11 protein-coding genes are annotated in these 13,148 nt (G+C 60.6%); 6 read left to right on the top strand and 5 right to left on the bottom strand.

The window, feature by feature from the left end:
* Positions 1–4: 4 nt before the first annotated feature.
* From ACSHSS_RS28365 to ACSHSS_RS28380, 4 genes are all read right to left on the bottom strand, one after another.
* On the bottom strand, positions 5–613 hold the full coding sequence (locus tag ACSHSS_RS28365; RefSeq protein WP_445545824.1) for a hypothetical protein: 609 nt from the start codon (positions 611–613) through the stop codon (positions 5–7).
* Between the two features lie 36 nt (positions 614–649).
* Positions 650–1,645, bottom strand: a complete 996-nt coding sequence (locus ACSHSS_RS28370) for an asparaginase (protein ID WP_035948123.1) — start codon at positions 1,643–1,645, stop codon at positions 650–652.
* A 58-nt stretch (positions 1,646–1,703) separates the two neighbouring features.
* Positions 1,704–2,957 (bottom strand): D-amino acid dehydrogenase, encoded by a 1,254-nt coding sequence (locus tag ACSHSS_RS28375; RefSeq protein WP_006400865.1) that lies wholly within the window; start codon positions 2,955–2,957, stop codon positions 1,704–1,706.
* 235 nt (positions 2,958–3,192) lie between these two features.
* A complete protein-coding gene (locus tag ACSHSS_RS28380; protein ID WP_233620093.1) occupies positions 3,193–4,275 on the bottom strand; it encodes a GlxA family transcriptional regulator in 1,083 nt (360 codons plus the stop codon).
* Between the two features lie 356 nt (positions 4,276–4,631).
* Between ACSHSS_RS28380 and ACSHSS_RS28385 the strand changes: the two genes are divergently transcribed.
* The 6 genes from ACSHSS_RS28385 to ACSHSS_RS28410 all read left to right on the top strand — a co-directional run bounded on the left by ACSHSS_RS28385 (position 4,632) and on the right by ACSHSS_RS28410 (position 11,610).
* Positions 4,632–5,741: a branched-chain amino acid ABC transporter substrate-binding protein gene (locus ACSHSS_RS28385; protein ID WP_006400863.1), complete on the top strand. Its 1,110-nt coding sequence runs from the start codon at positions 4,632–4,634 to the stop codon at positions 5,739–5,741.
* A 182-nt stretch (positions 5,742–5,923) separates the two neighbouring features.
* The gene (locus tag ACSHSS_RS28390; protein ID WP_043279623.1) at positions 5,924–6,874 is read left to right on the top strand and encodes a branched-chain amino acid ABC transporter permease; all 951 of its coding nucleotides are present in this window, start codon (positions 5,924–5,926) and stop codon (positions 6,872–6,874) included.
* Between the two features lie 90 nt (positions 6,875–6,964).
* Positions 6,965–8,134: an ABC transporter permease subunit gene (locus ACSHSS_RS28395; RefSeq protein ID WP_006400861.1), complete on the top strand. Its 1,170-nt coding sequence runs from the start codon at positions 6,965–6,967 to the stop codon at positions 8,132–8,134.
* Between the two features lie 47 nt (positions 8,135–8,181).
* Positions 8,182–8,955, top strand: a complete 774-nt coding sequence (locus ACSHSS_RS28400) for an ABC transporter ATP-binding protein (RefSeq protein ID WP_006400860.1) — start codon at positions 8,182–8,184, stop codon at positions 8,953–8,955.
* Positions 8,955–9,671, top strand: a complete 717-nt coding sequence (locus tag ACSHSS_RS28405; protein ID WP_043279622.1) for an ABC transporter ATP-binding protein — start codon at positions 8,955–8,957, stop codon at positions 9,669–9,671. The genes ACSHSS_RS28400 and ACSHSS_RS28405 overlap by 1 nt, the downstream gene beginning before the upstream one ends.
* A gap of 904 nt (positions 9,672–10,575) precedes the next feature.
* On the top strand, positions 10,576–11,610 hold the full coding sequence (locus ACSHSS_RS28410) for an IS481 family transposase (protein WP_006409625.1): 1,035 nt from the start codon (positions 10,576–10,578) through the stop codon (positions 11,608–11,610).
* A gap of 314 nt (positions 11,611–11,924) precedes the next feature.
* Here the strand turns inward: ACSHSS_RS28410 and ACSHSS_RS28415 are convergent, their stop codons facing one another.
* Positions 11,925–13,073: a site-specific integrase gene (locus ACSHSS_RS28415; RefSeq protein ID WP_006409631.1), complete on the bottom strand. Its 1,149-nt coding sequence runs from the start codon at positions 13,071–13,073 to the stop codon at positions 11,925–11,927.
* Positions 13,074–13,148 lie beyond the last annotated feature (75 nt).

Consider the following 13,148-nt stretch of genomic DNA (forward strand, 5'->3'; position numbering starts at 1 on the left):
ATGATCACGATCCGCCGAAATGCGTGATCACGTTCGCCGGAATACGCACCTGCATCTGCGCGACGGTCTCAGCGACGTGTTCTATGCCGACGATGAGTACCTGCTCGATGGCCGAGTGCTCGACGATCGCGCGAATATGGGATCTTGCCTGTACGCCTGTACCGAACACCGTCAGCACTTTTGAATCGGAGCGCCCAAACGCATCGAATGCGATGCGCGTCACAGCCGCTGTACGGTATTCGGTTAGCGCGCCGCCATGAATGATCGAGAGCAGCCGCCCGTCTTGCGTGGAGAACAACGGGATGACGAAGTCGAAGATGCCCTTATGTGTGGAATATACCTTCGCGCCGCAAACACCCGCGCCCGGCAAAATCGCTCCCATGGTGCTCAATGAAATGCTTTCGCCGAGCGTGCGCACTCGCGGCTGAATCTTGGCCTGTTGGGTGCCTTGCTCCGCCAATGCAAGTCGCAGCGTGGAGATTGCGTCGCTCATCGTGATGAGCTCATGGACTTGGTCGTCGGTGATGATATGCATAATGTTTTCCATCCTGAGAACGCCGAATGTGGCGGGCCGCCGGATGGCCAGGTTTGGAAATACGACCTGATGCGCCATGACGCAAACCCGATTGCGCCACCCGGACCGCGTGTTTCAGTAGCGATAAAACGCTGCTTGCAGCGCGCTTCGCTCGCGCGGATTGCTTGACATGGCCAGCATCAGCAGAATGCGGGCTTTTTGCGGCGCTTGGTCGTCAACCACGATCCAACCGTAATCGTCGTCCGGCTGCGCACCATTGCGGATCACGACTCCGTTGCCGGTGCGCGAGGCGCGCACGACTTGCAGGCCGTTGCGCGACGCCGCTCGCAACGGCTCGATGATGCGCTCCGCCACGTTGCCGTTGCCGGTGCCCGCATAAATGAGTCCGTTCGCATCGGATGCGACCGTACCGATCACCTCCTCGCCGAGCGCGCCATACGCGTAGACGATATCGACTTTCGGCAGATGCTCGAGCTCGTCGATGGACCATTCAGTGAGAAAGGTATGGTCGCGGGACGGTACGCGGTAGTAGCGCGGCTCCCCTTCGACGACGTACCCGAGCGCGCCGTATGGCGAGCGAAACGCTTCAAGTTTGAAGCTGTTTGTCTTGATGACGTCGCGCGCGGTGTGGATCTCTTCGTTGGCGACGACAAGCGTGCCTTTTCCGCGCGAGGCCGGGTGAATCGCCACCGAAATGGCATCGTAAAGGTTGAGCGAGGCGTCGGAACTCATCGCGGAGGGCGGGCGCATCGATCCGACGACGACTACGGGCTTTGCGCTGTTTAACGTAAGGTGCAGGAAGTAGGCGGTTTCCTCGATCGTGTCGGTGCCGTGTGTCAGGATGACCCCGTCGACGTCGTCGTCTTTCAGAACGGCCGATACCCGCTTGCCGATCTTGAGCAAATGATCGTTGTTGAAGTTTTCGGAGCCGGTTTGCAGCAATTGCTCCGCTCTCAGGTTCGCGAGCGACGATGCTTCGGGAATGGCGGACAGAATCTCGTCAATCGTCAGTATTGAACAGGCGTAGGCGGAGGTATTCGCCGCGCTTTCACCGCGGCCCGCAATGGTGCCGCCCGTGCCGATCACTACGATATTAGGTTTGTCTCTCATTCGGTGCGGATGGATGTTATCGGAATGGACTGTGAACGGTCGATCACAGGTGGCCCGCTCAATGACTGAGTGCAAATACGCTGGAAAGCGCCGAATCGGTATTTTGATCGAGCCAGTTGGTAAGCAGCGCCGCCGATCCCGCCGCCAATGTGAAGCCAAGCGCGCCGTGTCCGACATTGAGCCAAAGGTTGCGATACGGTGTGGGCCCAATGATTGGCGTGCCGTGCGGGGTGGCAGGACGCAGGCCAGTCCACTCTCTGACTTCGCCCTGATCGGCCGCGACCTTCGGCAGGAAGGCTGCCGTCTCGGCGCGCAGTGTGGCGAGACGGGCTGGGTCGGGCTTCAATGAGTACCCGTCGAGGTCCGCCATGCCGGCCACGCGCAGCCGGTCGCCAAGGCGCGCATAGACGACCTTGCGCGCGAAATCGGTGACGCTGATCTTCGGCGCCCCGGCGTGGCGGCCGAGGTGGTAGGTCAAACTATAGCCCTTGAGCGGGTAGATGGGAACGTCGATCCCCAACGGTTTAAGCAGACTTCTGGAGCCTGTGCCGGTCGCGATGATGATGTTCTCCGATTGCAGCGTGGCTGCGCCACTGCGAGCCTCGACGTAGCCGCGCTTTGAAAGCCGGAGCTCGTCGATCGGCGTATTCATCGCAAACTGCACGCCGCGTGAGCGCAGAATCGCCGCAAGGCTCTGGCAAAAGCGGTAGCAGTCCGCTGTGTCTTCGCTTTGGGTATAAATGCCGCCGGCAATCTCTTTACGCACGTCCGCTAGCGCGGGCTCGAGCGCGACGCATTCTTGCGCGCTGAGCGCCGTCTGCTCGCAGCCGAGTGAGCGCTGGTATTCGAGCAAGTCCACGGCGGATTGCATCGCGGCGGCGGAGCGATGCAAGATGAGTTTGCCCGAATGCTGGAAATCGAAGTCGAGCAGGGGTTCGTCCCGCACCAGCTCGTGCATGAGCGTTCGGCTGGCAAACGACAGGGAAAGCAATCTGCGAGTGGTGATATTGCTGCGCTTGCGCGTGCAAGCCAGCGCGAATTGCAAACACCAGCGCCATTGATCGGGATTGGCCGAGGGCCTGAAGCGAACCGGCGAGTCTTTATCCATCAGCCAGACGGGAAGCTTCGACAGCACGCCCGGCCCCGCGAGCGGCGCGACATAGCTGTACGAGAGCTGGCCCGCGTTGCCGTAGCTGGTCTCGGTTGCGACGTCCGCATGGCGGTCGACGACGATCACCTGATGCCCGGCGCGGCTCAAATAATAGGCGCTCGTGAGGCCGATGACGCCCGCACCCAATACCATGATCTGCATGTGGCTTTCCGATGTCTTTTGCCGCGATGCATCGCAAACGACGCAGTTGGGCGGCTAGCGCGCGTCAAACCTCTTGAGCGACGCCCGATCTTTTGAGTGAATGGAATGTACGATCAAGCGGCGCTCGTGAGATTGCACCGATCGGCAAAAAAGTAGAACGGAAGCGACAGGGCTGCCAAATGAGCGCGAAAGCAAGCACGAAAGCAAGCAGCGCAAGCCGCCGTGAAGCGATGCGTCAGTCGGTTGTCGGACCTGAGCGGGAGCTGCGCAGCTTGCCCGGCGTGACGCCGTACGCCTCGCGAAAGACGCGAATAAAGTGCGCGGAGTCCGCAAAGCCGCAATCGTAGGCGATATCGGTGACCTTGCGAGAGGTATTGAGCAGCATCCAGCGCGCGTACCGCAAACGCATGCGGCGATAAAACTCGTTTGGCGACACCTTCATCTCGGCCATGAAAGCGCGCTCCAACTGGCGCACGCTCGTGCCGACCATTTTGGCGATGACGGCGATATTGAGCGGCGCTTCGAGGTTTTCCTCCATCAGCAACGCCGCGTGCCGCACGGTGGCATCGTCCACCGAGAGGTAACCGAGCGCCCGGCGGCGCTCGACGAAGGAAGAGCCGGCCTGGCGGCTCACCGTCATCTGATGGATGACCTTTGCCGCGCGGTCCGGCCCGCAATGCAGATTGATGAGCCGCGCGGCAAGCTCGATGACCGATATGCCGCCCGCGCACGTGACCCGGTCCCCATCGATCAGATAGTCCGCATGCGTCACCACGCGCAGACCGGGGAACATATTGCGGTAGTCGTCGAAGTGGAAGCTATGCACGCAGGCGACGCGATCGTCCATCAAACCGGCGCGCGCCAAGACGAAGCTGCCGGTGCAAATCCCTACGAGCGGAACGCCGGCTTGCGCCGCTTCGCGCAGATAGTCCCAGCAGCGCTTGTCGACCTGATCGAGGTGGGGCAGCAATCCGCCGATCGCGACGATGTAGTCGAACTGCTTGACATCCGGAAAGACGGACTGCACCGGCACGGCGATCCCGCAACTGGATTCGACGGTACTGTTGGGTGCGCCGATCGTCGTCCATACGCAGCGCAGCTGGCGGCTTTGGTCGCCGCGATCGGCCGCGTGGCGCAAGGCATCGCAAAGACCGCCCAGCGACAGTAGCGGAAACCTCGGCCATAGCAGAATTCCGACGTTCAACTCCGCGCCGGAGCGCCGCTGCGACGGCTCGGCGGCAGTCGAAAGGGAGTCCAGCCGTTCGACCAATTCGTGCGCTGGAGTCGTGCTGGACGGGGGATCGTCGGAGGGGCGCATGCGCGACAGCGAAATCGGGACGTCGACATTATACGGCCGTCCACCGCGCGCCACCGCTGTCGCATATCTTCTGTTTTCTGGCAGATCGGTGCAATGCCGTGAGTTTGTGTCCACATACATTCGTCTCCGCCGTCATCGGAACGGCGTCGTGCGGGATTGAAGGACGGGATCCGCCGGGGACGGTCCATTGGATCGTCGGGGTATAGCGAGTGAGACGGGCTTGGTGGCGGATGCGATTTCCTATTCGCGAAGGACGCCTGCAGTGACCGCCTTTTCTTTGGTCAAGCCAGAACAATTGGTGAGGTGCAGCAATGAGCAAGAGCTTAACGTTGGGTCGCGGCGTGGCGACGGTTGGCATGGTCGGTGCGCTGGTCGCGGCGCCGGTCGGAGCGGCTTATGCCGACGAAACGGTCAAGATCGGGGAGGTCGCGCCTTTGACCGGTCCGGCATCCTATCTCGGCAAGGACACCGAAAACGGCGCGCGTTTGGCGGTCGAGGAAATCAACGAGAAAGGCCTCGTCGTTGGCGGCCAGAAAGTGAAACTCGTGCTCGACGCCGAGGATGATGCCGGCGATCCCCGCCAGGCCACCCAAGTGGCGCAAAAGCTCGTCGACGACAAGGTTGTCGCCGTCGTCGGCCATATGAACTCGGGTACGACGATTCCCGCATCGAAAATTTACAGCGACGCAGGCATCGTGCAGGTGTCGCCTTCGGCGACCAATCCGGCCTATACGCAGCAGGGCTTCAAAACCACCTATCGCGTGGTGGCAACGGACGCGCAGCAAGGACCGGCACTCGCCGACTACGCGACGAAGACGCTCAAGGTCAAGAAAGTTGCGATCGTCGACGACGCAACCGCGTACGGACAGGGTCTTGCCGTCGAATTCGAGAAGCAGGCAAAGAAGGACGGTATCGTCGTGCTTTCGCATGACGCCACCAACGACAAGGCGACGGACTTCCGCGCCATCCTGACCAAAATCAAGGGCGAGCAGCCAGACGTGATTATGTACGGCGGTCTCGATGCGACGGGTGGCCCATTCGCCAAGCAGGCGAAGCAACTCGGCATGGTGCAAAAGATCCTCGCCGGCGACGGGCTTTGCGCGGACGATCTCTCGAAGCTTGCGGGCGAAGCGGCGGACAATGTCATCTGCTCGATCGCCGGCTCGCCGTTGCAAAAGATGCCGAAGGGACCCGCTTTCACGGAACGCTACTTGAAGCGCTTTGGCACGCGCCCGGTGCTGAACTCGCCGTTTGCGTATGATGCGGTGTATGTCATCGTCGAGGCAATGAAGCGCGCCGGCTCCGCTTCCCCCGACAAGATACTCGCCGCGATGCCGGCGACCGACTACCAAGGCGTGCTCGGCCAGACCCAATTCGATGCCAAGGGCGATCTGCGCCACGGGACGATTTCGATCTACAAATATGTCGGCGGCAAGCAAACCTTGCTCGACTTCGTAAAGAACTAATCGACTGGTATTTGCTCGTTGAGCCAGGCCGGTACGCTTGCGATTCGCGTGCGTCTCACGCACACCTCGTGCATTGCCGGTCACCCCATTGGCCACGCAAGAGAGCGTGCTGCGGCCGCACGCCTCGAGAATTCGCATGATCGTCCGACGAACGCGTGACAGTTGCATTTGGTGAGCTGGATATGGATATTTTTCTTCAGCAGTTGATCAACGGACTCGTACTCGGCAGCGTCTACGCAATCATCGCGTTGGGCTACACGATGGTTTATGGAATCATCGCCATCATCAATTTCGCGCACGCCGACGTGCTGATGGTGGGCGCCATGGTGTCGCTTTCCGCGATCAGTGTCTTGCAACGGCACTTTCCGAATCTCGGCAACGTTCCAACGTTGCTTGTTGCGCTCGCGATGGCATCAGCCGCCTGTGCGGCGGTCGGCTATACGATCGAGCGCGTCGCCTATCGGCCGCTGCGCCGGGCGCCGCGCTTGGCGCCACTCATCACGGCGATTGGCGTTTCCATTCTGCTTCAGACGCTCGCCATGATCATCTGGGGGCGTAATCCGCTTCCGTTTCCGCAGCTGCTCCCGACGGATCCGATTGCGCTGGTCCATGCAGGCGCGAACGGCCCAGGCGTCGTCATTTCCATGACCGAAATCGTGATCATCGTCGTGGCGTTCATCATGATGGCCGGTCTGCTGCTGCTCGTGCACAAGACAAAGCTTGGGCGTTCGATGCGCGCGATCGCCGAAAGTCATCTTGTCGCGAGCTTAATGGGCGTCAATCCGAATTTCGTGATTTCGGTGACTTTCATGTTGGGTTCGGCGCTGGCGGCGCTGGGCGGTCTCATGATCGCTTCGGAGTACGGCAACATCCACTTCTATATGGGCTTCATTCCCGGGATCAAGGCGTTCACGGCCGCCGTGCTCGGCGGCATCGGCAACTTGGGCGGCGCAATGGTCGGCGGCATCGTGCTCGGGCTGATCGAGCAGCTCGGCGCGGGCTATATCGGCAACCTCACGGGGGGCGTGTTCGGCAGCAACTATCAGGATGTGTTCGCGTTCATCGTGCTGATCGTCGTGCTCGTATTCCGGCCCTCGGGTTTGCTCGGCGAGCGTGTCGCGGACCGCGCGTAGAAAACGTTGGGGCATTAGGGCGTTAAGGCGTTTGGCGTTCGGGGTGCCCGAGTGTAAAGCTGAAAGGGTGTAAGGGTAAGGAGCATAGAAATGGCCTTAATTCAACCGGTCGAGCCGTCCACGACGCTGATCCCCGAGAGAAACGCGACGAAGACGCTCGTCGTCGGCGTACTGACGGCGGCGTTCGTGATTGCCGCGCCGCTCATCATCGGCGCGGCCGGCGGCAACTACTGGGTGCGCGTGCTCGACTTCGCGATGCTGTACGTGATGCTCGCGCTGGGCCTGAACGTGGTGGTGGGCTTCGCGGGCCTGCTGGACTTGGGCTATATCGCGTTCTACGCGGTGGGCGCCTATACGGCGGCGCTTTTGACCTCGCCGCACCTGGCCAACCAGTTCCAATGGTTCGCCCAGATGTGGCCGGGCGGCATGCACCTGTCGTACTTCATCATCGTGCCGATCGCCATGGCGCTCGCGGCGCTCTTCGGCGTGCTGCTTGGCGCGCCGACGCTCAGGCTGCGCGGCGACTATCTGGCGATCGTGACGCTCGGCTTCGGGGAGATCGTGCGGATCTTCATGAACAACCTCGATCGCCCCGTGAACATCACGAACGGTCCGCAGGGCATCACCGGCATCGATCCGGTGCACGTGGGCGGCTTTAATTTGTCGCAAACGCATACGCTCTTCGGATTCCAGTTCCCGTCGGTGTACATGTATTACTACCTGTTCGTGCTCTGTGCGCTGCTCGTCATCTGGGTATGTACGCGCCTGCAGCATTCGCGTATCGGGCGGGCGTGGGCGGCGATCCGCGAAGACGAGATCGCGGCCAAGGCCATGGGCATCAATACGCGTAACGTCAAGCTGCTTGCTTTCGCGATGGGCGCCTCGTTCGGCGGGCTTTCGGGCGCCATGTTCGCGGGCTTTCAAGGGTTCGTCTCGCCGGAGTCGTTCACGTTCTGGGAATCGGTGGTGGTGCTCGCCTGCGTGGTGCTTGGCGGCATGGGCCATATTCCGGGCGTGATTCTGGGCGCCGTGCTGCTGGCGGTGTTTCCCGAGTTCCTGCGCTCGACGATGGGTCCGCTGCAGCATGCGATCTTCGGGCATCAGATTATCGATACCGAGGTGATTCGCCAGCTGCTGTACGGTCTGGCCATGGTGCTCATCATGCTGTACCGCTCGGAGGGTCTGTGGCCCGCGGCGAAGCACGAGGACAAGATCGCGAAACTGGCCAAGCGAAACGGCAGAAAGCCGGTGCGTGCTTGAGTGACAGATGAGCGAAATTTGAGCGAGACCTGAGCGGAGAGAATTTCGTGAGCAACAGCATTCGTTTGTCCGTCAAGGGCGTGAACAAACGCTTCGGGGGCCTGCAGGCGCTCTCGGAAGTGGGCCTGCAGATCCAGGAAGGCCAGATCTATGGTCTGATCGGCCCGAACGGGGCCGGCAAGACGACGTTCTTCAACGTGATCACGGGCCTTTATACGCCCGACTCGGGCGAGTTCATTCTCGACGGCAAGCCCTACACGCCGACGGCGGTGCATCAGGTGGCCGCTGCCGGCATCGCGCGCACGTTCCAGAATATTCGCCTCTTTGGGGGCATGACCGCGCTCGAAAACGTGATGGTGGGCCGTCACGTGCGTACCAAGCACGGTCTTTTCGGGGCGGTATTCCAGACGCCGGCCGAGCGGCAGGAAGAGCGCGAAATCAAAGAGCGCGCGATGGAGCTGCTCGAATACGTCGGGGTGTTGCAGTACGCCGACTACACGGCGCGCAACCTCTCGTACGGCCACCAGCGCCGGCTCGAGATCGCACGGGCGCTGGCCACCGACCCGAAGCTGCTCGCGCTCGACGAGCCGGCCGCGGGGATGAACGCGACCGAGAAGCTCGAGCTCACGAAGCTGCTGGAGAAGATTCGCGACGACGGCAGAACGATCCTGCTGATCGAGCACGACGTGAAGCTCGTGATGCACTTGTGCAACCGCATGACGGTGCTCGATTACGGCAAGGTGATCGCCGAAGGTCTGCCGCAAGACGTGCAGAAGGACCCGAAGGTGATCGAGGCATATCTGGGCGCGGGGGTCCACTGATGGCTACGGCAATGTTGAAGATCAAGGGCCTGCAAGTCAATTACGGCGGCATTCAGGCAGTGAAGGGCGTGGACATGGAGGTCGCGCAAGGCGAGCTCGTCACGCTGATCGGCGCGAACGGCGCCGGCAAGACCACGACGATGAAGGCCATCACGGGCCTAAAGCCCTACTCGGCGGGAGACATCGAATACCAGGGCAAGTCGATCAAGGGCGTGCCGCCGCACGAGCTGCTCAAGCGCGGGCTGGCGATGGTGCCGGAAGGGCGCGGCATCTTCGCGCGCATGTCGATTCTGGAGAACATGCAGATGGGCGCGTACCTGCGCTCGGATGCGGAGGGCATCCAGAAGGACGTCGACCGGATGTTCGGCTATTTCCCGCGCTTAAAGGAGCGGGCCAAGCAGCTTGCCGGCACGCTCTCGGGCGGCGAGCAGCAGATGCTGGCGATGGCGCGGGCGCTGATCAGCCGGCCGAAGCTGCTGTTGCTCGATGAGCCGTCGATGGGCCTCTCGCCGATCATGGTCGAGAAGATTTTTGAAGTGGTGCGCGATATTTCGAAGGAAGGGCTGACGGTGCTGCTCGTCGAGCAGAATGCCCGCCTCGCGCTGCAAGCCGCCAATCGCGGCTATGTGATGGATTCGGGGGCCATCACGATGTCGGGCAATGCGAAAGACATGCTCGACGATCCCAAAGTGCGTGCCGCCTATCTGGGCGAGTGACGCAGTCGAACCGGCGCCCGCGGCTTGCTCGCGGGCGAAAAAGTGGCTGGTTTTAAGCTGAAGCGGGTATGTACGGCTCGGTGTAACAGATCGATGACGCGCTGATAATGGGTTCGTCTTCTGTGTCAGTTCTTCGCTATCGCAACCGTCCCACATTTTCGATCGATGAGAATTCCATTCAGCGTTGCAGACGACTGTCGGATGACACTCCGAGCGATCGGCGGCATTCGCAAGGCACAAACGAATTTTCATCGATAGGTCGGTCATACCGAAAGAGGGGTCACCATGTCATCTTCGATCAGTCGTCCCGAATCTCCCGTTGCCAGGACGTCGGCTGAAGTAATCCAACATCACGCGGAAAAACAACCGCAAGACGTACCGCTTCCGCCTTCCCGGTCATCGTCGCGAAGCTCACACATTCCTTTATCGAGTCGCGCATCCGCGGATGCGGCCGAGCCGAGCACGCGGCCCCCACTTCGCGTCTCCGTTCCGCGCGTGGGAGGGAGCGCGGCGCCGGCCGCGTCCCCGTCTTCGTCCGCTTCTTCGCCGACGTCTTCGCGATCGACCGGACTCCCGCCCAAAAGCGATAGCCACGACGCGGCGCTGAAAGCCGCCGAGGATGCTCGTGCCGGACTACTCGAAGCACTTGGCGTCGACGAGACTGAACTGCCGCGCACGCTGGTGCCGGAAAACACGCCGCTCCGGTCCGCGACTGAAGGCGCTGCCGTAAAGGGCAAAGAGATTGAGCATCTGCCTTCGAACCCGACCCCGGAGCAGTTGAAGCAGCTCCAAGCCGCACTCGAAGCCGCGTTCGCGGACGTCGCCTGGTCTGACGACAGTTCCGTGAGTCAGGAGGAAGTTAAACTGTGTGATTCATAGACATCGTTTCAACTAAAATGAAGCGATGGACCGAGAGACCGCCGCGCGATTGCGTTGGGTGCGCATGTATCACGAGACGGGCAATGCTGGCCTCGTGTGCGCACGGTGCGGCATATCTCGGCCGACACTTCGCAAATGGCTACGTCGCTATCAGGAGGCTGGCGAAGCGGGTCTCCAGTCTCAAAGCCGTCGTCCATTGCGCAGCCCAAACCGGAAGGTCTCCGAGGCTGATCGGGCGACGGTCCTCCGATTACGCGCTGAGCGCAAAGGCGCACGGCGGATCCAGAATGAACTGCGACTGCACGAGCAACGAGAGCTATCCCTCGCGACCATTCACAAGGTCTTGAGCGAGGCGGGTGTAAAGCCGTTGGTTCGATCTAGGCGACCGACGCAGCCAAAACGCTATAGCCGGCCGGTGCCTGGAGACCGCGTCCAGATGGACACGATGAAAATCGCTCGAGGTGCGTACCAGTACACGGCGATCGACGACTGTTCGCGATTCCGGGTACTGGCGATCTACCCACGCAGAAATGCCCGAAATACGCTGCTTTTTCTTGATCGCGTCATTGAGGAGATGCCGTTCCCGATTCAGCGTATCCAGACCGACCGAGGCGGTGAGTTCTTCGCCGAGTCAGTGCAGCGGCGCTTGATGAGCGAGTGCATCAAATTCCGACCGATTCCGCCCCGTTCGCCACACCTCAACGGCAAGGTCGAGCGTTCACAGCTCACCGACCTCAACGAATTCTGGTCGGATCATCCACCGACCGGGGATGCGATCGACCAACGAATTGAGGAGTGGCAGTTCAACTATAACTGGCGGCGCCCGCACGGCTCACTTGGTGGCAAAACGCCCATCGATCGTATCGCGGAGTTAAGCGAAATTACGCCTCTCGCGGAGGAGGTGGAAAGTGCCTACGACGAAACGAAAGAACGAATTCGCCACCGTGAATGGCGCGTCGACAAGACCCTCGCCGAACATCACCGGCGCGTGGTGGAGCTCGCGTCTCCTAACGGAGCCTCGAGCTCCACCACGGAACGAAAAAGGCGCACCAAGAAGTGAAACGATGTCCGTGAATCGCACACATGAGGCGCAGGTGCGGTTGTTAGGCACAGGCGTCTCGGGGTTCATCTACAACCGACAGTTACCGCGTCGCGGGCTCGGCAAACCGTTCGATCTGACGCATCCCCGATGGGCAAATCGGGAATGGGCACCAGCATGGGAAGATGATCCCGATCCCGAGTGGAATGGCCACAAGTAATCGGATGCCGGCTTCCGGGATCCTCGGCCTCGAGAATCCCGGTTTTGTACGCCTTTAATAAGACATGGAAAGTGCCCTAAATTCGGAGCACGTTGAGGGCGGCACACCCCACGATTCATGCGGGATTGAGCAGTAGCGAGTCGATGACTTTTACGGCCTTCCGGCTCGCGTCGTTCGGGCTGAGGTGCGCGTAACGCTGCGTCATCTTCGGATCGCTGTGACCGAGCAGCACCGACACCTCATAGAGACTGACGCCCGCTTTGACCAGCTTGCTCGCGAACGTATGACGGAGCGTGTGCAGCGTAACGCGCCCGCCGCGTTCTTTGACGAGAGTGGGATCATTTAGTCCGGCGCGCTCAATTGCCTTCTTGATCGACTTCGTGCTGTAGCCGCGTTCATTGCCCGTGCGGTCTTCGAAGACGTATCGCTGCCCAGTCCGGCGTTCTTCCCACCGACGACGTAGGATCGCTTCGAGTCGCGATGTCATGTGCAGCACATCCTCGTTCCGAACCTTGCTCCGATAGAGGCTGATCGTGCTGGCGTCGATGTTGATCGCCGACCACGGAATATTCGCGACCTCCGAGTAGCGACATCCCGTATCGAGCAGGAAAACCGTGATGTCGTAGTTATCCTGCATATTCCGCGTCATTTCGGGTGTTAGCGGTTTAGACGCGTTTATACGCGCTCTAAGCCGTTCCGGATCGAGTTCGCGCAATAACGCCGACTCGTCGTTAGAATCCAGATATCGAAGCCTATACGAAGTCCTAAGCTCGGGAAAAACGATATCTCGACTGACTTTGAAGCCGAGCTTTGCCATCTCGTTGATGGTCGCGCGTAGCAATCCGATCTCGTGCTTGATCGTCGCGGGCTTGTCGCCTTCGGCCTTGCGCTTCGCGACGAGAAGATCGAAATCGCGCGTCGTCAGTTCATGCAGCAGCGTATCAGGCGACATGCCATAGCAGGGGAGCTTGGCCTTCGTCCGCGGATGAAGTTTATAGCCGAGCGTCTTCCGAACGATCGAGCACATGTTCCGGTGATAGGAAGTTTCGCTCCGTGCTTCGACATACTGTTCCAGCGCATTCTTGAGCGAGATGGGCTGCGCATCCCCGAGGTACTGCTCGGCGTGCGCGCGATTGCGCATCTCGCGTTCGACTTGAGCGGCCTTCGTCTTGTTCGGCGTGCCGGTGGAGCCGAAGAATTTCTTGCCCTGAATCTGAAACTGGTAGTACCAGTTCTTGCTGTTGTTTCGACGGATGAGTGTCATGTGTTGCTCCTAATGGAATGTAATTTGAGCTTGCCCGCAAAAAATGGATCCCTTGCTGAGTGTGTAAAACTCACG

The organism is Burkholderia sp. BC1, from assembly GCF_052683555.1.

What these genes read in the sequence shown, in the direction of transcription:
- ACSHSS_RS28380 (WP_233620093.1), bottom strand. Translation starts at nt 4,275, where the DNA reads ATGCGCCCCTCCGACGATCCCCCGTCCAGCACGACTCCAGCGCACGAA.
- ACSHSS_RS28370 (WP_035948123.1), bottom strand. Translation starts at nt 1,645, where the DNA reads ATGAGAGACAAACCTAATATCGTAGTGATCGGCACGGGCGGCACCATT.
- ACSHSS_RS28405 (WP_043279622.1), top strand. Translation starts at nt 8,955, where the DNA reads ATGGCTACGGCAATGTTGAAGATCAAGGGCCTGCAAGTCAATTACGGC.
- ACSHSS_RS28395 (WP_006400861.1), top strand. Translation starts at nt 6,965, where the DNA reads ATGGCCTTAATTCAACCGGTCGAGCCGTCCACGACGCTGATCCCCGAG.
- ACSHSS_RS28390 (WP_043279623.1), top strand. Translation starts at nt 5,924, where the DNA reads ATGGATATTTTTCTTCAGCAGTTGATCAACGGACTCGTACTCGGCAGC.
- ACSHSS_RS28385 (WP_006400863.1), top strand. Translation starts at nt 4,632, where the DNA reads ATGGTCGGTGCGCTGGTCGCGGCGCCGGTCGGAGCGGCTTATGCCGAC.
- ACSHSS_RS28375 (WP_006400865.1), bottom strand. Translation starts at nt 2,957, where the DNA reads ATGCAGATCATGGTATTGGGTGCGGGCGTCATCGGCCTCACGAGCGCC.
- ACSHSS_RS28415 (WP_006409631.1), bottom strand. Translation starts at nt 13,073, where the DNA reads ATGACACTCATCCGTCGAAACAACAGCAAGAACTGGTACTACCAGTTT.
- ACSHSS_RS28410 (WP_006409625.1), top strand. Translation starts at nt 10,576, where the DNA reads ATGGACCGAGAGACCGCCGCGCGATTGCGTTGGGTGCGCATGTATCAC.
- ACSHSS_RS28365 (WP_445545824.1), bottom strand. Translation starts at nt 613, where the DNA reads ATGGCGCATCAGGTCGTATTTCCAAACCTGGCCATCCGGCGGCCCGCC.